This is a genomic window from Paenibacillus sp. MBLB1832 (assembly GCF_032271945.1).
In the GTDB taxonomy this organism is placed as follows: domain Bacteria; phylum Bacillota; class Bacilli; order Paenibacillales; family NBRC-103111; genus Paenibacillus_E; species Paenibacillus_E roseopurpureus.
Genome location: NZ_CP130319.1, coordinates 4,191,324 through 4,211,189, shown reverse-complemented (window position 1 = coordinate 4,211,189; position 19,866 = coordinate 4,191,324). Strand labels below are relative to the sequence as shown.

Here is a 19,866-nt window from a genome sequence, read left to right as displayed (position 1 = left end):
ATGAGTTATGAAATCCCAAGAGATGTGCAAGAATTGGGGCGAGACATCCAAGAGAATCAATTGAAATATCACCATAAATCCGTTTTGGTTTCCAAAGAATTTACGTTTGACAGTGCGCATCATCTGCATTGTTATGAGGGAAAATGTAAAAGTCTACATGGCCACACGTACAAGCTGCAAGTGATTATGCGTGGAAAAGTGGATAGCCGAGGGATCGCGATCGATTTTGGAGATATCAAACGCATTACGAAAGAACGAGTGATTGATCGATTGGATCACAAATATTTGAACGACGTTCTGCCTCCGATGAATACAACAGCAGAGAACATGGTGGTATGGATCTACGAAGAGATCCACCAAGCACTGCTTGATGAAAAGCTGTATCCTGCGATTACTTTGGACGAGATTCGCCTGTGGGAAACGCCGACCAGTTATGCAGCCATCACGCGTGCGATGATGGAGGAGGACGTATAATGCGCGATATTCGCATTCCCATGGTCGAGATTTTTGAGACGGTTGAAGGGGAAGGAACCCGTGCCGGGTTCCCGACGATCTTCGTCCGTCTTTTTGGTTGCAACCTGCGCTGCACGTGGTGTGACACCACGTACAGCTACCCGCCGGCGGAAGCCGAGAACGTCATGACCATTGCTGAAATTATCAGCAAAGTTCAGACGTTCCGCTCCCGGCATATTTGCCTGACAGGAGGCGAGCCGCTCCTGTACGGCGACAAGTCGCTCGCACTCATTGAAGCGCTCGCCGCACTTGAGCAGGTCGATGACTTGCACATCGAGACGAACGGGGCGATCGATCTGGCGCCGTTCGTAGCGAAAATCACATCACCCAAGGTGCGCTATGTGATGGATTTCAAGCTGCCGGATTCCGGTGAGATGGATCAGATGATCTACAGCAACTTCGAGCTGCTGCGCGAGCAGGATGAGTTGAAATTTGTGATCGGAAGCGACCACGACTTCGAGACGGCTGTTCGTGTACTGGAGCAATATCCGACAAAGGCATTGCCGATGTTCAGCCCCGTCTGGGAAACGATGCCGCCGCGCAAGCTGGTGGACTTGATGCTGGCAGCGGGCTTATCCAAGGTGAAGCTGAACATGCAGCTTCACAAAATCATTTGGGATCCAGCGATGCGAGGCGTTTAGGCGGCAGCATCGCTCCGTTATATTTTAGATAAAGAGGTGTAAGTCATGGGTGAAATGAAGAAAAGAGCTGTTGTCATCCTGAGCGGCGGTTTAGATAGCACGACATGTATGGGACTAGCCCAAGAAGCGGGATATGACTTATTCCCGATCTCATTCGACTACGGTCAACGTCACAAGATTGAAATAGAGAATGCCAAGCAGGTTGCTGAGCATTATGGCGTAAGCGCTCGCCACAAAATCATTAAATTGGATTTCCTGCGTGATTTTGGCGGAAGTGCGTTGACGGATGATGCGATTGATGTGCCTGATGTGATGAACGGAACCGCGGCGGATGCTTCTGAAATTCCAGTCACTTATGTACCTGGGCGCAATCTGCTTTTCCTTTCGATCGCAACCTCATATGCTGAAGTAACGGGCTCCCAAGCGATCTACATCGGTGTGAATGCTTTGGATTACAGCGGCTATCCGGACTGCCGTCCTGAATTTATTCATAAGGTTGAAGAAGTGATTGCGCTAGCGACGAAGGTTGGCGTTGAAGGGAAAGGCATTACAATTGAAACGCCATTAATTTCTTGGACGAAAGCACAGATCATTGAAGAAGGCTTGAAAATTGGCGTGCCTTACGAGCTGACAACGTCTTGTTACAATGGCAAAGCGGAAGCTTGCGGTGTGTGCGACTCCTGCCGACTGCGTTTGAAAGGCTTTGAAGAAGCAGGATCGACCGATCCGATACCTTATTTAACTTAAAGCAAAAGCCGCCTGCTGGTAGAGAAATCTACGAGCGGGCGGCCTTTTTAGCTATAAACTCTGGCTTTCACCGATTTCGCATAATCCGAGGGCGACATGCCAACCGTTTTCTTAAAATCCCGTGAAAAATAATGAATACTCGTATAACCGAGCAAATTTGCAACTTCGGTGATATTGTAATTGCCTTCACGCAGATAGGTTTTAGCCTGTTCAATTTTGAGTGATTTGAAGGCTTCCATCACGCCTATTCCTTTCTGGGATTGGAATAGATCTTTCATCCGGCTTTTGCCGAGATGAAACGTTTGGCAGAGATGATCGAGCGTAAAGGAATCGGCAAGATGGTCGTTTAAATAGGTGATGATTTGCTGAACCTTCAGCGACTCGGCCTTTTCCTTTTGCAAGGAGGATTGCTTAAATTTCTGCGTTTCGGGCTGAGCACCCGCCTCTTGCTTGCGGATTAATGTGATGAGCAGCATTTCCAAATAGGATTTGATCAGTTGTTCACTGGCAAAGGGTGCTTCCGGATTTCGTTCTAATTGATGTTCTGAAGGGGAATCGAAGGGAGGGAGAAAAGCGTTAAACCCTTCCTGCGTAAGCATAGACAGCATATTGCGCTCGCGATCGGAGAGAGATACTACTTTATTCGCTAACTTCGACATGGCGGTTGACTCACACGCGAAAGCGATCACGATGAGGTTGGGCGGTTTATGCGCATGACTGACATGCACGGTATGGAACTCTTCAGGTTTATGAAAGATCATATTCCCTTGTTGCAACACATGGACGACATCATCGGCGCGCACTTCGACTTCACCTTTGTCCACATAGAGAATTTCCCAGAAGTCATGCTGCTCACCGTCGAATACAAAGCCTTTGGCATATTCAAAATAGTGAAAGGAAATCAGATGCCCGATTGAAAGGGATTCTTGTAAATAAATGCGAGGGAATTCCATGCTGTCCGTCCTCTCTAGGGGGTTATTGCTATTTTACCACAGCATATTTGGATAAAGTGCAAATAATTCGGCTGAATAGATAAATCAACGCGCCTGCTCCTCTTTTATAATAAAGCTAAGAGACGGAGGAGATAACGATGAAAAAAGGGATCAATATTTGGTCATTTCCAGGTGGTACTACAGTTGAAGACGCAATCGTTTTAGCGAAAAAAGCAGGTTTTGACGGCATTGAACTCGCTTTGAATGAAAGGGGGCATTTAAGCCTCGAAAGCTCGGAAAGCGAAATCCGCAGTTACCGTCAGCTTGCAGATGAAGTTGGTATCGAAATCAGCTCACTGGCAACAGGTTTGTTCTGGTCCTACTCCTTGACGAGTAGTCAACCGCAAACGCGTCAAAAAGCGAAAGATATCGTGAAGAAACAGCTTGAATTTGCAGCCATACTTGGCGTGGATACAATTCTGGTCGTTCCAGGTGCAGTTGGTGTGGATTTCATTCCAGATTCCGAAGTGGTACCTTATGACCAGGCTTATGACTATTCCTTGGCGGCGATTACAGAGCTTTCCAAGGTTGCGGAAGAGCTGAAAGTTTCCATCGGAATCGAGAATGTGTGGAACAAATTTTTACTATCACCGCTGGAAATGCGGGATTTCATTGATAAAGTAAATTCGCCGTACGTTGGGGCGTATTTCGATGTAGGCAACGTGATTTTCTCAGGATACCCGGAGCATTGGATTGCTATTTTGAATCATCGTATCAAAAAAGTACATTTCAAAGATTATCGCCGCGCGGCAGGCGGTTTGCATGGTTTCGTCGATCTTCTTGCTGGCGATGTGAACTTTCCGGAAGTGGTAAAAGGTCTGCAAGCCATCGGGTATCAAGACTATGTGATCGCTGAAATGATTCCTGGATACACCCATCATGGTAATCAAATTATTAATAACACATCTGGTGCTATGGATGCTATTCTGGGGAGGAAGTAAGCATGCTAAGAATCGGACTCGTCGGTTTAGGATTCATGGGTAGAACGCATTTGGAGAACTACGTACGCTTGGAAGCAGAGGGAGTTGCGATTCAGGTAGTAGCTCTATGCGATATTGATCCTGTGAAGCTCGAAGGTAATGCTGTAGCAGGTAACATTGACACGGGTGCTTCTAGCATTGATTTCAGCAAGTATAAGAAATATACGGATGTCGAAGAAATGATTGAGAAAGAGCAGCTAGATTTCGTAGACTTAGCCCTGCCGACATATCTGCACCGTGATATCTCTGTTCAATGTTTGAATGCAGGACTTCATGTGCTATGTGAGAAGCCGATGGCGTTGAATGCGGAAGAGTGCCAAGATATGATTGCGGCGGCTGAGGCGAACGGGAAACAATTGATGATTGGTCAATGTCTTCGTTTCTGGCCAGCCTATGTGTACCTGAAAGAAGTCGTGGAAAACGGAACTTATGGTCAAGCAACTGGCGGTTACTTCTACCGCGGCGGTGGGACGCCAACTTGGGGACCATGGCTGCTTGAGAAGGAGAAGAGCGGCGGTGCGCTGCTAGATATGCACGTTCATGATATCGACATGGTGAACTGGCTGTTCGGCAAACCAGAATCCGTATCCTGCTTGGCGCGCAATGTGGTTCCAGGCAGCGGTTACGATATGGTTTCTGCGAACTATAAGTACAGTGACGGCAAAGTTGTCAATGCACAAGCAGATTGGACGCTTCAAGGCGACTTCGGTTTTGATATGCAGTTCCGTGTTAATTTTCAAGGCGGCAACTTGGTATTTAACAGTGACGGCTTGAAAGTAAACCCGAACGACAGCGCAGGCTTCAAGCCAGAGTTGTCGCCAGAAATGGGCTATTATTTAGAGTTAAAATATTTCATCGAAACGTTGCTTGCGGGCGGTACGATTGTGACTGCAGCGCCATTGAGCACAAAGGATAGCATTGAAATTGCTGTGGCCGAGATCGCTTCAGCGGATGGGCAAGGGGCTTGGGTGCAGGTGAAGTAGAATGTGGGGAAACCTTGGGGGATGTTGCCAAGGTTTTTTCGATTTGTGGGGGATTTCTAGGTGGGGGAGCAGGGCTTGCAGGAGAGAGGAAGGCTTTGCGAAACAAGCGAGAATCTGTTAAGGTGAGTTTATAGCAGTGCGATTAACTTGCCCACATCGCGCGCCATCATGGCAGAAATAATCAATTACAATCATCAACCATTCTAAGCGTGAAGCACACGCCGTTAGCTCCTTTTATTGGAGTTGCGGCGTTTTTTTATTCTCTAAGGAGGCGATTGAGGTGTTTGAGAAGGAGTTTGAGAGTTTCTTGAAGGAGCAGATAAAAGGAGCCAGTGGTCAGAGGCTGGAGATGTTAGGAAGGGATTTAACGGGTACGAAGAAACTTCTAGAGGAGGTGTTGATACCTGTTTTGGGAACGTTTGATGGTTTGATGCTTGAATTTGAATTGTTGAGCTTGTCGGGGACGAAGATCTATGCAGATGTCTGTCATCCTATGCTGCGAACCGTGTTCGAGGAGGACAGCTTCGTTACACACGCTGAGAGAATTACGAGAGACCGCTTCTCCTTCGAGAGAGCACGTGCGCGTTCAGTTGCGATACTGGGGTATACATATTTTCCTTATAGTAGAGATGAGCTGGAGAAGAAGCCGATTTTCTGCCAAAGGAACTTGTATGAGTTAATAGGTCGGGTAGGACATGTGGAGGGTGCAGGGTTGCTCCAATTGCCTGTCTATGAGCGGGAGGTGTTAAGGTGCGGCATACTTAGGAATGAACCTTTTCAGCTAGCTGATGTATCCAAGTGGCTTCAACTTAGGAGAGAGGCTTGCAGGAGGGTGGTACGTAATTTGAAAGCCAATAGTTTGATAGAATCAATTGGGGGGAGCGATTTCAGGTGCCATAAATTTAGAATAACGGAGAATGGGGTGAAGCTACTGCATCGGAGGTAGGCACAAAGGCCGATTTGGCGAGATTGACGGAAAAACCGTCTATCTCGGTGCTGGATGAGGCGGAATTGGGCGAGATTGACGGAAAAACCGTCTATCTCGGTGCTGGATGAGGCCGAATTGGGCGAGATTGACGGAAAAACCGTCTATCTCGGTGCTGGATGAGGCGGAATTGGGCGAGATTGACGGAAAAACCGTCTATCTCGGTGCTGGACGAGGCCGAATTGGGCGAGATTGACGGAAAAACCGTCTATCTCGGTGCTGGACGAGGCCGAATGATGTGAGATTGACGGAAAATCCGTCTAACGCCCCATCCCGCCTCCCCACCCGCGCCCACACCCACACCAATTTTTATCATTTGACTGCAATCGCTTACGTGTTCTATGCTAGTTTCATTTGCAACTAGAGGGTGATCACGTATGAAAGGCATAGAATCAGCCGCGTCCTGGACGAAACTCAGTCTCTTCCCGGTGACCTGGCCGATTTTTATAGATTCTGTCCTGCGTATGATGCTAGGCACGGCGGATGTGTTCATGCTGAGCCGCATTTCGGATGAAGTGACAGGTGCCGTGGGTTTGGCGAATGAAATTATTGTATTTTGCATTCTGATGTTCGGGTTTGTCGGGATTGGTACGAGTGTGGCCGTTGCGCAGCATTTGGGCGCGGGGAAAGTGAAGGAAGCAAGCCATATTTCGGCGCTGGCGATCACGATTAATTTCATTTTCGGCGCCATCGTAAGTATCGCATTAATCACCTTTGCTGAACCCTTGATGCATCTCATGAATTTGGCTCCAGAGCAAATTGCGATTGCGAAAAAGTATCTGAATTTGATCTCAGCTTTTATATGGATCGAGGCGCTTTCCTACGCGATTTCTTCCATTCTACGCTCTAACGGACATACGCGGGACGTTATGTATGTGACGCTAGGTGTGAATGTGATTCACGTCGTGGGGAACAGTCTTTTGATTTTCGGTAACCTTGGATTCCCAGAGTGGGGAGTTACCGGGGCGGCGGTTTCAACCATCGTCAGTCGGTTAGCCGGTCTCATTGTCCTTTTAGTTATCCTATACAGACGCTTGCAAGTACCAATTCTATTAAAACATTATATGAGTTTTGATCGGCGCATTATGAAGCAAATTCTCAGTGTTGGGCTCCCGGCTGCAGGTGAGCATATCTCGTGGCAGTCGCAGTATTTAATGATTTTCAGCTTTATTAATATTATTGGGGCTACCGCTTTGAGCGCACATGTGTACGTCATGAATGTGACAAACTATTTCATCTCGCTCGGCATGGCGATCGGAATGGGAACTGAAATTATTGTCGGCCATATGGTCGGTGCAGGCGCTTTCAAAGAGGCCTATCACAAATTGCTTCGCAGCCTCAAGATCACGTTTCTCGTCACTTTCATCGTGGTTAGCATCACCGCGATATTTCGGAAAGGCCTGCTTGGCCTGTTCACGGAAAATCAGGACATCATAGCGATGGGGTCGATGATCCTCTTGCTGTCTATCATTTTAGAGCCTGGCAGGACATTCAATTTGGTTGTTATCAATTCATTGCGAGCAGCGGGTGATGCTAGATTCCCAGTTTTGATGGGCGTTGTATCGATGTGGGGGATCGCGGTGCCATTGGCATACTGGCTAGGCATTCGGATGGAAATGGGCTTGCTCGGGGTGTGGATTGCGTTTACCGCGGATGAATGGGTACGAGGATTGCTTATGTATGTACGCTGGAGAAGCCGAATTTGGCAAACGAAAGCGCTCGTGAAACCTCACGGTGAAACGATCGCCAGCTAACGAAGAAGCACAAGACTCTTGGTGGGGAGGCTTGTGCTTCTTTAGTTAAACAGAGGTGACACGAGGTTGGTTGCTGGCGGCTGGTAATGCTAGTATATGCAATCTCTTGTAAAAGTTTTGGATTCGTATGGAGTTTCATAGAAAACGTGCTAGTGTACCCCTGTATAAATGTGAATCGCATCGCGGAGGAACTCAGCCGTCCCAGGCTGCTTCTCGTCGTAGTAGGCCTTAAAGCGCTCATCGGCCACATACATTTCGGCAAGCCCAGCATGCGCTTCTTTGCTATATTCGGTCCAATAGAAACAGAGCCATTGCTTGTGCAAGTCGGCTGCTTTTTGAGCCAGCTCACTGGCGGGGTCTCCTAGCTTGAAAGCTTCAGCAAGCGCAGCTGTGACCTCGCCAGCCAAACGAGTCACCTCGTCGTGCTGCTCCTGCGTCATATTTTTAACCCGCTGATTACTCTTATTGACTTGTTCGTCCCCGTATTTCTCACGAATTTCTTTCCCATATTTCGCTTCGTTCTCATCGATCAGCTTTTGCTTGAAGCCTTCGAATTTCGCTCTATCTGTCATCGTAATTCTCCCTTCATTGGCAGCGATGGTTTGCTCAACGTTGGCAATGAGCGCATCCAGCTGTCTTCGTTTGTCGAGGAGTTGCTCGCGATGGTCCTTCAGTGCACGGGTGCCGTCAAAGGTAGGCGACATCATGATCTCGTTGATTTGCTCCAAGGGGATGCCTAACTCCCGATAAAATAAGATGTGCTGAAGTCGGTCAACCTCGTCCTGCCCATAAATACGATAGCCCGATGAGTTGATTCTTGCCGGCGTAAGAAGTCCAATCTCATCATAGTAGCGAAGCGTACGGGTGCTGACCCCTGCCAACTTACCCAAGTGCTGAACGGTATATTCCATCTCTTCACCTCCTGACACCTTTACTGTAAAGCTTTACGTAGCGTGAATGTCAATACCTTATTTATAAATTAGTCCATCTGTACGAACAGCTCGCCATCGCGATCTATAACTTCATAGGATTGCAGTCTTGCGCTCGGAATATTGTGGCAGCGTCCCGTGTGCACTTCGAAGGTCCAGCCGTGCATCGGACATTCAAGCTCGCCATTCTCTAGCTCAACAGCAAATCCAGCGTGCGGGCAGCGACTTGAAAGCAAGGAATAGACACCATCTGCTTCCGTGAGAAAGAATCGTTTGCCGTTCACTTTCACTTCGGTCGGACTTGCAGTAAACTGTTCTTTATAGCCGATAAGGAATTCATTCATAGGGAAGCTCCTTTTCACAGGTTTTCTTTTTATTATAAGCCAATCGACAGCAAAGATCTCTATCGAATGGAGACTCAGAAGAAGGAGCATGATCAAATGAGCACATTGTCCCCTTTAGCAGCCGCTTTTCGCCAAACGGAGTATCCCGTTGGTGGGCATGGCCGCAGAAATTTGGACGTTTTGAAAGAAGTTATCAATGAGCTTGATGGAACGGTTGAGAGTGATATTTATGGCACCGGCGAAGGCATCGAAGCTTTTCAAGCGGAAATGGCCGCGTACTTAGGCAAAGAGAAAGCCGTGTTCTTCCCGAGCGGCACGATGGCACAGCAAATTGCCCTTCGCATTTGGTGCGATGAGGCAGGCATTCGGAAAGTGGCCTACCATCCGCTGAGCCATCTCGAAATTCACGAAGAAGATGGACTGAGGGAGCTGCATCAGATCCAGTCGATTCTCCTCGGTGAGAAGGATCGCCTCATTCGTTTAGACGAGATTCTCGAGCTGCAGGAAGATATCGCTTGTCTGCTCCTAGAGCTGCCTCAGCGGGAAATTGGCGGTGAATTGCCGCCGTTCGAAGAGCTTGTCGCGATCTCGGCGCATTGCCGTGCCAAAGGCATTAAACTGCATCTAGATGGCGCTCGTTTATACGAAGTGCTGCCGTATTATCAGAAGACCGCGGCGGACATTTGTGCGCTTTTTGACAGTGTATATATCTCGTTCTACAAAGGCATTGGCGGGATTGCAGGCGCTATTCTAGCTGGTGAAGAGGCGTTTACGGCGAAGTCGAAAGTGTGGAAAAGACGTCATGGCGGCGATCTAATCTCCCTCTATCCGTATTATTTGACCGCAGGTCACTATTTCAAGCAGCGGGTACATAAAATGCCCCAGTACTATGAGCAAGCTGTAGAACTTGCTGCGCTGTATAATAGCTGTCATCTGGTTACGACGCTGCCGCGGGTGCCTGTAACGAATATGTTCCACGTTCGCGTAGCGCTTCCGAAGGACAAGCTGGAGCCTATTCTGATCGCATTGTATGAAGAGACAGGCGTGGGGTTGAGCCACTTTTTGCGTGAGATTAATGAGCATACATGCGGGTTCGAGGTCAGCATTGGCGATTGCTATGCGAGAATTCCGAAGAATGAATTGAAGCGCGCCTTGGAGCGTTTGGATGCAAGTTTGCAAGAGGTTAATTGGCCGATGTAAAAATTCTCCCGTTTTCTAGAGCGGGGATGAATGACAATGGTCTAATCTAAGTTTAGATATTGAACCTTTTTATACGAATCATGCTAAGAGCATATAAATATCGCATCTATCCTAGCCTCGAACAGCAACAATATCTTGCAATGGTATTCGGCTGTGTTCGGATTATCTATAACAAAATGCTTTCTGATAAGATCGAGCATTATAGGCAAACAGAAACCATGCTCAAGAATACCCCAGCTCAGTACAAAAAGGAGTACGAACTGGCTAGCAACTAGCCTATAAAGCTTGGGTAAACTTGGAGCATTAGCTGCATTGATCAAGAAGCACCCACTTCTTAGTTGGTGTGTAGTTCACCAACAACTGGACACAGCTTGCTCTTACCAATACAACAATTAGCACGAACACATGGTACCACATGAAGGTCGTTATTAATGAGGTGAATATTAAGGTGTATTCGGCAATAGTGTGAGCTTTGACAATATTTCGGTTAATTAAAAGGAAGAGCCTTCGGGCTCTTTTTTTATTGGAGAAGCTCACCGTACGATTGACAACCAATCGTAAGATTCTCCCCTTTTTCCCGCAAGGCTGCTCGGAGAGATCTTACGTTTGTTCCCTTAAATAGACGGTTTTATCGGTTTTGACTGAACTTAAATCCCTGTAAAGTTAGAACCAAGGAAAGCCCTTACATCCGAATGAAAAGGCATTCAATTCAACCATAAACCAAAATGAGAGAGGGTTGTGTATCACCATGAAAAAGAAATTTACAAGCTTACTCACCGCAACATTATGCCCCTTCCTGCGTTATTCGGGAGTCAGGCCCAGTGGGGGAGCTCGCATACGCTCGGCTTATCAAGACCTGCCGTACCGCAAGCTGCCGCAAACGGATAAATACGCGACGATGTTCACAACGCTCTCCGAGGATTTGCAAAGTATCGTTATGAGCGGGCTGGATCCAGAGGAAGGGCTTGTGCAGCTAGAGAAGAAAATGAATAGTATTCTGGCAAATTAGATAAGATGAGCTAATAAACATTAAGGGAGCTGAATGGTTTGAACATCATTTTTCATGGACAGAGCTGTGTTGAAATTGAGTTCGAGGGGCATACCATCATCATTGATCCGTTCTTAACAGGCAATCCGCTCGCGACCGCTAAAGCGGAAGATATCAGGGCTGATTATATTTTGGTCACGCATGGGCATGGAGATCATGTCGGAGATACGATATCGATTGCCGAACGCAATCAGGCTACAGTCATCGGACCGAATGATTTGTGTAGGTATCTCGGGTTTCAAGGGGCCAAAACGCATGGTATGGGGATCGGCGGGGCGTTCCAGTTCCCGTTTGGGAAAGTGAAATTGACACTTGCACTGCATGATTCTTCGTACAGTCCATATGGAAGCACGGAAAACATCTATACAGGCATGGCCAGCGGCTTCCTTATTACGGCTGAAGGCAAAACCATTTATCACGCGGGAGATACGGGATTATTCAGAGATATGAAGGAGATTGGCAAGCACAACGACATTAATCTCGCGTTCTTGCCAATTGGCGACAACTTCACGATGGGGCCAGAAGATGCGGTGATGGCGGCGAAGTATCTGAAAGCTGACACCGTCGTTCCGATGCACTACAACACGTTCCCCATCATCAAGCAAGATCCAGACGCATTCGTGCGAAGCTTAGCTGAAGAAGACATCAAGGGCATCGTGATGACGCCTGGGCAACAATTGAAACTATAAGGGCAGGGGCGTATCAGGGGACCCACTTTCCTCTTGATCCGCCCCTTTGTTCGCTTGACGTTCCTTCCAGAAGAGGACCGTAAGCATACGTTCTACCCACTCCTTATCTTCAGGCGTCAGAAGGATGCCGTCGAACATTAATTCATTTTCACGAAGAAAACGCCGCAGATTGACGGGATTGCTTTGGAATTGTTGCTGGGTCTGGGAGTTTTCCAAGTAACCCGCGATGTCCATCAGTTCGGAATAAGAAGTGTTGAGTCCTTCGGACAACTTCATTAGAACTTCCGGGGAAGGGATGCCGCGGTTGCCGTTCTCCAACTGTGATATATAGGCCGTCGAGACGCCGGATCGATCCGCGAGCTCACGAATGGTATAACCTTTTAATTTACGTAAATCTTTTAATTTATCGTAGAAATACATGGTCTCATCCTCACTCGTCCAAGTAAACATTAGTAAACGTTTTAATACTATCAGTTTACTATAGTAATTACAAGATATCTGTATCTACAAACATAGCGGAACTTCACGGCGTGATGCTTGATTACTAAAGTAAATTTTAGTGATTGCATAAGTGAAGTGTGATGGGTATAATACAGAATATGGGAACGATGGGAGAACGGAGGTCTGGAATCAATCATGCACATTCGAATCGTAGTCAAGACGGATGCCTTTATTCGAGCGAGAGTGACGAAAGGGTACTCACAGCGAGAACTTGCGAGACACACAGGGCTAAGCCATGCGTACATCAGTTTAATGGAACGGGCGATTAAATCCGTAGGTCCTTCGACGGCGAAGCGATTGAGTGAAGCGCTGGAGAGAGAAGTAGATGAGCTGTTTTATATTAATATGGCTTGAGGGGCAAACAGAAATAATAACAGCTCGAGGAAGGGGATATACGCCTTTCTCGAGCATTTTTTCTCATTGAGGGATTTACGTGAGTTGACGTGGGATCGGGGCCGCTTGTGTGAGCATAAAAGCAGCGATTTCTGCTTCGCTGGGCACGCTGCTTTGAGCACCGGATCGTGTCACGGCTAACGCTGCGGCAGCAGATGCGAATGTTAAGCTCTCAAGTGGGGCGAGTCCTCTTATCCAAGCGGATGCGAAAGCGCCGATAAAGGTATCGCCTGCAGCGGTCGTATCCACAGGCTGAACGACATACGCAGGGAGGTACTGAATCCCTCCGGTTTCATCACTAAATAGCAGGCCTTTGCTTCCAAGGGTCAAGACGACACGGCGAATTCCATCGTGCAGCAGTTGAGCAGCGGCCTTCATGGCTTCCCCTTCACTAGAAATGGATTGACCCGTCAACACTTCAGCTTCTGTCTCATTCAGAATTAAGGTATGAATGAAGGCGTATAATTCAACTGGCAAGGCAAACGCAGGCGCAGGATTCAGCCAAACAGGGATTCCGTACCGATGCGCAGTTTGGATCACCGTTCTGGTCAGTTCCCAAGGGATTTCGTTCTGAAGCAAAATCAAGCCTGCTTCTTGCCAGAGCTCGGCAGGGAGATCGTCTACGGTCAATTGCTTATTGGCTCCTGGAGACAGGATAATGCAATTCTCCCCCTCACCATTTACAGTAATGAAGGCTAAACCAGATTCACAGGCTTTTTCTAACACATGCGAAGTTCCTACGCCATTGTTCGCCAGAGACGCTAGGAGAGGCACCTTAAAAGCATCATGGCCGACCGCGCCGGTCATTTGAACCTGAGTACCAGCCTTAGCTGCTGCTACAGCCTGATTAGCACCTTTTCCTCCAGGTTGATAATGAGTATGCAATCCTTCTACCGTCTGCCCAGGGAGGGGGAATTGACCTACTTCGTTAACAATATCCATGTTGATGCTGCCCACCACATAAATGGTTTTCATGTCGATTTCTTCCTTTCTTTTCGTATCACTAGGGCCATTATAAGCGTTTACACTCGATCTGGGTATGCACATCGCTTCATTCGCAAGAAATGAGAATGATCTGCATAAACTGGTAAGCGCTAAAGCCCAATTTCCCGTAAACTTTGAAATAAAGCAGAATTACAGGGTGGAGGAATTGGATATGGCTGGATGGGTTGGATTAAAGGATTTATTAATTGCGGAAGTACAGCAGCGCAGAGATGAAGCGTGTCTCGTAGATGGATTTCTAGAACGGATTGAATCATCAGGGGATGATCAAGCAACATTAATGGCGATTTATGCAGAGCTGCAGGCCTTGAAACCCACGGTGCCGAATCTAGATGAGCCGAATGAATTAGCGGACATTCGCCGGCTTCGCCCGTCAGGTCCGCGTACGATGGACAAGGAGTTGAGTCCTGAGCAATGGTCGGACAAGTTCTACGGTGCTTGGTTGGGCAGAGCGATCGGCTGCGCATTAGGCAAACCGCTGGAATGGCCGAACTTTATGGCGGGTTCGCATGGCCGAGCGGGCTGGGAAAATGTACGTCTCTGGTTTGAAGGTGCAAATGCTTGGCCCATCAACGACTACACACCTGGCCATTCTACCGCGAAGGAACAATATGGAATTGACTTGGCATTTTGGGGGATGGAAAGCACACGAGAACGTATTGCCTATATGCAAACCGATGATGATATTCGATACACGGTACTCGGGCTCATGATGCTTGAACGAAAAGGACTGGACTGGGATTCCTGGGATATCGGCAAGCTATGGCATGAGGTGCTCAGCTATCAACAAGTATGTACGGCGGAAACGCAATCCTATTTAAATTTCGCGCAAGTTACCTATCATTATGGAGAACAAGTGCGGCCTGCGGATTGGGAGCAAAAGAAAGATTGGGTACGCACACACTTGAACCCGTATCGTGAATTTATCGGCGCGCAAATTCGCGCAGACGGCTTCGCTTATGGAGCGGCGGGCCAGCCAGAATTGGCAGCCGATTTCGCTTGGCGAGATGCTTCTTTCTCGCATGTTCGCAACGGCATTTATGGCGAGATGTTCGTCGCTGCCATGATCGCAGCTGCATTTGTGGAGTCCGATCCAATCAAAATCGTGGAAATTGGACTTAGTGAAATTCCAGCTAACTGCCGCCTGGCACGAGACATCCACAAAGCGGTAGAAATTGCTAGACAGACCGAAGATCAACTCACATTAGTTGAGAAGATTTGGGATGCTTTTAAACACTACGATCCAGTTCATACCAATAATAATGCTGCTTTAGTCGCAGCGTCTCTGGTATATGCTAAAGGTGATTTTACGAAAGCGATCAGCACTTCCGTACTAGGCGGGTGGGATACGGATTGTAATGGAGCTACTGTAGGTTCTATCATGGGGGCTTCGCTTGGAGCAAAGTCTTTGCCGAGCCATTGGGTGGAACCGCTCCATGATACGTTGTATTCGGCGGTTATCGGATTTCACCCCATCGCGATTTCAGAATGTGCACAGAGAAGCCATGACGTCTTTTTGAAACTGAAACAGAAGAAGTAAGTTCATATTGAGAATGCGCTGCCCTCGGCGCTCGGTTCAGGATATTTTATTCCTTTACCGAGCGCTTCCTTGGTATAATGATAGGTAATCGACTCTATGACAAAGGAAGGACCATCTCGATGATTTTGCCTATCACATATGATAATAAAGAGCTTCCCATTGATATCTTTAAGTGGACGCCAAGCGCTTGTCTTGAACCTCAGCATCATCACCATAGCTTTGAGATGGGCTTATGTCTTTCCGGCCGAGGCAGCTTTTATTTTGGTCAAAACGTTTACACGGTTGCTCCTGGAGATATATTCATCGTGAATGTCTTGGAAAGTCATATTGCTCAGTCGGATCCCGATGATCCGTGCGAGTTTGTGTTTCTATACTTTGATTCGGAGTTGCTTGCGAAAGAAGAGCCTGAACTCATGGTCCCTTTTCGCTATTATCCGTTTCATCTTCGTAATCGATTGCAAGGCGATGCACAACTAATCGAGCAGTTGCGGTATAAGATTGAACAGATGTACGTAGAGAAAAAAGAACAGGCACCAGGCTACAAAACCGCGCTCAAAAGTTTGCTATTGTCCATTTGTGTTGACCTGTTTCGTATGTCCAAAGAAGAAGTCAGCCGGTCATCCTGGTTGGATGGTATGCGGAATTATGAGCATATTCGTCCCGTCTTACACTACATTGAGCAGCACTATCAGAGAGATCTTGACCTGACTCAGCTGGCTCAGCTATTTCATATAAGCCAGTCTCATCTATCCAGATTGATTTTAGAAGCTACGGGGCGTAAATTTAAAAGTCATCTCATTACACTTCGAATTCAACATGCAAAGCGGTTATTAGCATTAACGGCCAGCAGTGTCACCGAAATTTCGTATGAGTGCGGTTTCCAGAGTATGGCAACCTTTTATCGGAATTTTAAGGAGTACGTTATGATGTCGCCCGAGGATTATCGACGTTTAGTGTTCGTTGCTTAGGTAAAGTCATTGCAGAATACAGAAGCAGCTGAATGAGTTTTTGAAAAATAAGCCTTGAGTCGATGTTCGCTCGCCATACCGCTTTTCCCCAGCCTCGCTGACGTGCGGGGTCTTTTTCTATTTTACCCATGTTTAAATGAATAGCGGGAATACGAATAATGTTGTTATAATATCGTCACAGAACTATCAACCATGCATACAAAGGGGTAAATGAGACGATGTCCTGGATTCGGAATCTCATCGGTATTAATCGCAGCTTCAGGGTAAAGTTGATTCTCAGTTTATCTGTCATTATTCTCTTCGCCTTCTGTGTGACGGGCTATTTAACGTACCGTTATAACTTAACGATGTTTGAGGAAGAAATCAGCAAGCAGTTTTCAAGCACGAATAAAGAGGCGTTGGCGAAATTGGATCTTAAAGTCCAAGAGGTTGTTCGTATTTCGCAAACGATTGTGTTTAATCCTGCCCTCGAGAAGGTTATCTCACGAATGAATTCGGGTAAAGAATTAGACCCATACGAACAATACGCTAATAAAATGCAAATCGATGATCAAATGTTCCAACTCAAGTCAGATGCTCCCTATATTACAGGGATGTATCTCTATGACTTAAAGGGAGAGCCCTCGTATTTCAGTTATACAACGTCGTCCATAAAAACACCCAATGAACAAATATTCAGTGTGATTCATGCGAAGCTGTTCAATACATCAGGGGATCTCGTCTGGATGAGCATGTCTCTACCATCCTCCATTGAGCCCAGTGGCTATCGAAATACGATTGTTGTGGCACGCTGGATGAAAAATAGCAATTTGGCGACATACGGTGTACTTGTCATGGCTTTCGACGAATCCTTTTTCTCAGGCTCGCTGAAGGAGCTGACCCAAGAAGGAGAAGGGCAAGTCTATTTATTTAATAAGGATAACGAACTTTTATTTACGAACTCGCCATTAGGTCTAGATCAATTAAATATCCTTAGAGGGTTAAATCGAACCCAATTAATGGAACATCATCTGTTTGTTCAGGGTCAGTCGGATGTGACCTCCTTCAAGCTGGTCAGCGGCACCTCGCTATCGCAGATTCAATTGCGGAGCCAGGATTTGTTTAAGAAAATTGTCTACTCGGGTTTAATAAGCATTCTGCTTTCGAGTGTGTTGATCGTCTTATTTACTGGAAATCTATTAAGGCCGATTAAGGATTTGCTGCAGGGATTACGCAAGTTGAGATCGGGCGATTTCGATGCGCGAATCGAAATTCGAACGCATGATGAATTGGCTTACATGGGGGAGAGCTTTAATGCCATGGCCGAGCAGGTTGGACGTCTGATTAAGGAAGTGTACCTCACGCAGCTTAGTGAGAAAGAAGCGGAGCTGAAGGCGCTGCAAGCGCAATTGAATCCCCATTTTCTACACAATATGTTCAATGAAATTTATTGGAAATTGTATTTGCAAGATGAGACCGAAACGGCAGCTTTGATCGCCGCGATCTCGGAAATGCTGAAATACTCATTGATGCCAGTGCGAACGTTAACGACGGTGAAGGAAGAGTTCCAGCAGATCCGGAATTATTTGAAAATACAAAAAGAGCTGTTTGAAACCGATTTGGAGACGATCGTTCAAGTCGATGAAGAGGTGATGAATGTTCAGGTGATGCGGTCATTGCTCCAGCCCCTGGTGGAAAATGTGTTTATGCATGCCTTTCGTAATATGGTGACACATAAAGTGCTGATCATGAAAGCAAGCAGCCGCGACGGCTTCCTAGAGATCGAAATCACGGATAATGGCTGCGGCATGGATGAGAAAGCCATTTCACAAATTTTCGGTGTTCAGGGCTCCGCTCTGCCATATCGTTCAGATGGGCGAGAGAGCCTCGGTGTGCGCAGTGTTGTGCGGAGAATCGAACTGGTCTATGGAAAGCCATATCGCTTGGACATCACGAGCAGTTTGGGAAGTGGAACGACGATGCGGCTTGTTTTACCGCTACAAACACAAGTGGAGCAGGAGGTGCAATAGATGAGAAGCGGGCGAGTATTCATTGTGGAAGATCAGTTGAATTTTCGAAAAGGACTCATCAAGATGCTGCAAGGCAGGGAGCTAGGCTGGCAGGTCGTTGGTGAAGCGGGCAATGGGCAGGATGCGTTAGCGATGCTGGCGGAGCTGCAGCCTGATCTCGTCCTGACGGATATCCGAATGCCGGTGATGGACGGGCTCGAATTCGTAGCGGAGCTCCGTAAAAGTTATCCAGATATGCTGGTAATCATTTTGACTGGATACAAAAATTTCGAATACGCACAAGCCGCTGTACGGCTGGGTGCGCTGGATATTCTGATCAAACCGTGTACAGAAGAAGATGTGCGCCAGATTATGAATAAAGCCTCTGAGCGGTTCTATGAGAAATACGCACTTCAGCAGAAGCAGCACATGCAGCTGCAACTGCAACTAGATCAGGGGCTGCGTGCGGTGTTGTTAGACTTGCCATATGAGATGAGCATTTTGCAAGGCTTGAATGAGGCGCTGGCTGGTAAACATCTGTGGCTGTTGCACATGAACAATGAAGATATGGCGCATAGGTCCAATGGGAAAAGGGATATGAGCCTGCTGCAATTTGCCTTCTCCAATATTGTCGAAGAGCTGGTAAAGGGAGCAGGACTGGAAGCGCAGCTTCTGTTGGTTGAGCATGGCACGTTTCTCTTAGTGACGGATCGTCCGTTGATTGATGATTCTCTGCAAGAGGCTATTCCTGCAGCTTCGTTGGCCTATTTGAAAATACGGACGGTCATGATGGCCATGGGGCCTGCGCCATCTGCGAATGAACTGTCAGAGCTGTATCTCTTGACGAAAGAGGCGGTATCTGGGCCCATCGATCTTCCTGTCGTGAGCGGTCAGGAGACGGGCTCTGGCATGGTGTTATCGCTCAATCAAGCGAGGGTCAGAGAGATGGAAGTTCAGCTCATGTCTGCGATCCTCGTCGGACAAGAAGACAGTCTACATGACCTACTTCAACGTGTGCTCGCTGAGCTGAAAGCAGCAACGACGGAGGAAATGCGAATCAGCGCATTGTCCCTTTCGATTGCAATGAACAGCACGATTCAGAAGCAATTTGATCCAGAGGACTCTGGGGCGCTTGCTAGGATTCCTAATGAAATGCCGCAGCTCCATTGGACCTCGGAAGAGGTACTGGACTGGGCAGAGAAGCAAGTGAAGAACTTCGTGCTCCAGTTCAATCAATGGCAGGCTTCCAAAAGTGATAATGTCATTGAGCGAGCGGTCAAATACATCGAGGAGCATTACAACGAAGAATGCCGTTTAACGGATGTTGCGAGCCATATCCATTTAAATCCGAGCTATTTCAGTGTTGTATTCAAGAAAGCGACAGGAGAAAGCTTTACTCGTTTCGTAACGCGGGTCCGAATGGATAAGGCAGCGCTGCTGCTGCGGAATACGGATATGAAAATATTTGAAATTGCTTGCGCAATCGGGTTTGACGAGCCCAATTATTTCACCAATGTGTTCAAACAACAGTTCCAAATGTCACCGAAGGAATACCGAAGTGCCAATCCGACGCCATAATGGCAGGCAGAACATGAACGAATAACCATGAAAAAAAGCATTGCTAGAGAAATGAATATGTTGTATCATCGGATTAAGCGCTTAACTTACT

General features: G+C 47.2%; 22 protein-coding genes. 17 read left to right on the top strand and 5 right to left on the bottom strand.

Annotated elements, in window-relative coordinates; translation table 11 throughout:
• From queD to queC, 3 genes are read left to right on the top strand one after another with little or no spacing between them, the layout of a single operon-like run.
• On the top strand, positions 1-474 hold the full coding sequence (gene queD, locus MJB10_RS18800; RefSeq protein ID WP_314797159.1) for a 6-carboxytetrahydropterin synthase QueD: 474 nt from the start codon (positions 1-3) through the stop codon (positions 472-474).
• Positions 474-1,154 carry a 7-carboxy-7-deazaguanine synthase QueE gene (locus MJB10_RS18795; protein WP_314797158.1) on the top strand — a complete coding sequence of 227 codons (681 nt, stop codon included), beginning with the start codon at positions 474-476 and terminating at the stop codon, positions 1,152-1,154. The genes queD and MJB10_RS18795 overlap by 1 nt, the downstream gene beginning before the upstream one ends.
• A gap of 54 nt (positions 1,155-1,208) precedes the next feature.
• Positions 1,209-1,901, top strand: coding sequence for a 7-cyano-7-deazaguanine synthase QueC (queC, locus tag MJB10_RS18790; protein ID WP_397386643.1), 693 nt, complete (start codon positions 1,209-1,211; stop codon positions 1,899-1,901).
• A gap of 47 nt (positions 1,902-1,948) precedes the next feature.
• Here queC and MJB10_RS18785 read toward each other — a convergent pair whose 3' ends face one another.
• A complete protein-coding gene (locus MJB10_RS18785) occupies positions 1,949-2,854 on the bottom strand; it encodes an AraC family transcriptional regulator (RefSeq protein WP_314797154.1) in 906 nt (301 codons plus the stop codon).
• Between the two features lie 137 nt (positions 2,855-2,991).
• Between MJB10_RS18785 and MJB10_RS18780 the strand changes: the two genes are divergently transcribed.
• The 5 genes from MJB10_RS18780 (at position 2,992) to MJB10_RS18760 (ending at position 7,595) form a co-directional block, all read left to right on the top strand.
• Positions 2,992-3,834: a sugar phosphate isomerase/epimerase family protein gene (locus tag MJB10_RS18780; RefSeq protein ID WP_314797153.1), complete on the top strand. Its 843-nt coding sequence runs from the start codon at positions 2,992-2,994 to the stop codon at positions 3,832-3,834.
• Positions 3,835-3,836: 2 nt separating this feature from the next.
• Positions 3,837-4,856: a Gfo/Idh/MocA family protein gene (locus MJB10_RS18775; RefSeq protein ID WP_314797151.1), complete on the top strand. Its 1,020-nt coding sequence runs from the start codon at positions 3,837-3,839 to the stop codon at positions 4,854-4,856.
• Between the two features lie 280 nt (positions 4,857-5,136).
• The gene (locus MJB10_RS18770) at positions 5,137-5,802 is read left to right on the top strand and encodes a hypothetical protein (protein ID WP_314797149.1); all 666 of its coding nucleotides are present in this window, start codon (positions 5,137-5,139) and stop codon (positions 5,800-5,802) included.
• Between the two features lie 106 nt (positions 5,803-5,908).
• Positions 5,909-6,037 (top strand): hypothetical protein, encoded by a 129-nt coding sequence (locus MJB10_RS18765; RefSeq protein ID WP_314797147.1) that lies wholly within the window; start codon positions 5,909-5,911, stop codon positions 6,035-6,037.
• 181 nt (positions 6,038-6,218) lie between these two features.
• The gene (locus MJB10_RS18760; protein WP_314797146.1) at positions 6,219-7,595 is read left to right on the top strand and encodes an MATE family efflux transporter; all 1,377 of its coding nucleotides are present in this window, start codon (positions 6,219-6,221) and stop codon (positions 7,593-7,595) included.
• A gap of 149 nt (positions 7,596-7,744) precedes the next feature.
• Here the strand turns inward: MJB10_RS18760 and MJB10_RS18755 are convergent, their stop codons facing one another.
• Together MJB10_RS18755 and MJB10_RS18750 are read right to left on the bottom strand one after the other, a co-directional pair.
• Positions 7,745-8,506, bottom strand: a complete 762-nt coding sequence (locus MJB10_RS18755; protein WP_314797144.1) for a MerR family transcriptional regulator — start codon at positions 8,504-8,506, stop codon at positions 7,745-7,747.
• A gap of 68 nt (positions 8,507-8,574) precedes the next feature.
• Complete coding sequence (locus tag MJB10_RS18750) at positions 8,575-8,868, bottom strand: Rieske (2Fe-2S) protein (protein ID WP_314797142.1); 294 nt, start codon at positions 8,866-8,868, stop codon at positions 8,575-8,577.
• Positions 8,869-8,964: 96 nt separating this feature from the next.
• On the opposite strand from MJB10_RS18750, the gene MJB10_RS18745 reads away from it, so the two are divergent.
• The 4 genes from MJB10_RS18745 (at position 8,965) to MJB10_RS18735 (ending at position 11,805) form a co-directional block, all read left to right on the top strand.
• Positions 8,965-10,068, top strand: a complete 1,104-nt coding sequence (locus MJB10_RS18745; RefSeq protein WP_314797140.1) for a threonine aldolase family protein — start codon at positions 8,965-8,967, stop codon at positions 10,066-10,068.
• Positions 10,069-10,148: 80 nt separating this feature from the next.
• Entirely contained in the window at positions 10,149-10,343 is a 195-nt protein-coding gene (locus tag MJB10_RS26745) for a helix-turn-helix domain-containing protein (protein WP_397386543.1), read from the top strand.
• 473 nt (positions 10,344-10,816) lie between these two features.
• Entirely contained in the window at positions 10,817-11,077 is a 261-nt protein-coding gene (locus MJB10_RS18740) for a hypothetical protein (RefSeq protein WP_314797138.1), read from the top strand.
• A gap of 38 nt (positions 11,078-11,115) precedes the next feature.
• Entirely contained in the window at positions 11,116-11,805 is a 690-nt protein-coding gene (locus tag MJB10_RS18735; protein WP_314797137.1) for a metal-dependent hydrolase, read from the top strand.
• On the opposite strand, the gene MJB10_RS18730 is transcribed toward MJB10_RS18735, so the two are convergent.
• Positions 11,800-12,255 (bottom strand): helix-turn-helix transcriptional regulator, encoded by a 456-nt coding sequence (locus tag MJB10_RS18730; protein WP_314797136.1) that lies wholly within the window; start codon positions 12,253-12,255, stop codon positions 11,800-11,802. The two genes, MJB10_RS18735 and MJB10_RS18730, sit on opposite strands and share 6 nt — an antisense overlap.
• Positions 12,256-12,441: 186 nt before the next feature.
• On the opposite strand from MJB10_RS18730, the gene MJB10_RS18725 reads away from it, so the two are divergent.
• The gene (locus tag MJB10_RS18725; protein WP_314797135.1) at positions 12,442-12,660 is read left to right on the top strand and encodes a helix-turn-helix domain-containing protein; all 219 of its coding nucleotides are present in this window, start codon (positions 12,442-12,444) and stop codon (positions 12,658-12,660) included.
• Between the two features lie 75 nt (positions 12,661-12,735).
• Here MJB10_RS18725 and rbsK read toward each other — a convergent pair whose 3' ends face one another.
• Positions 12,736-13,674: a ribokinase gene (gene rbsK, locus MJB10_RS18720; protein ID WP_314797133.1), complete on the bottom strand. Its 939-nt coding sequence runs from the start codon at positions 13,672-13,674 to the stop codon at positions 12,736-12,738.
• A 181-nt stretch (positions 13,675-13,855) separates the two neighbouring features.
• Here rbsK and MJB10_RS18715 point away from each other — a divergent pair, with 181 nt between their 5' ends.
• The 4 genes from MJB10_RS18715 to MJB10_RS18700 all read left to right on the top strand — a co-directional run bounded on the left by MJB10_RS18715 (position 13,856) and on the right by MJB10_RS18700 (position 19,775).
• A complete protein-coding gene (locus MJB10_RS18715) occupies positions 13,856-15,241 on the top strand; it encodes an ADP-ribosylglycohydrolase family protein (protein ID WP_314797130.1) in 1,386 nt (461 codons plus the stop codon).
• Between the two features lie 119 nt (positions 15,242-15,360).
• Positions 15,361-16,209, top strand: a complete 849-nt coding sequence (locus MJB10_RS18710) for an AraC family transcriptional regulator (RefSeq protein WP_314797128.1) — start codon at positions 15,361-15,363, stop codon at positions 16,207-16,209.
• A gap of 218 nt (positions 16,210-16,427) precedes the next feature.
• On the top strand, positions 16,428-18,218 hold the full coding sequence (locus tag MJB10_RS18705) for a sensor histidine kinase (RefSeq protein ID WP_314797126.1): 1,791 nt from the start codon (positions 16,428-16,430) through the stop codon (positions 18,216-18,218).
• Positions 18,219-19,775, top strand: a complete 1,557-nt coding sequence (locus tag MJB10_RS18700) for a response regulator transcription factor (protein WP_314797124.1) — start codon at positions 18,219-18,221, stop codon at positions 19,773-19,775.
• The last annotated feature ends 91 nt before the right edge of the window (positions 19,776-19,866 follow it).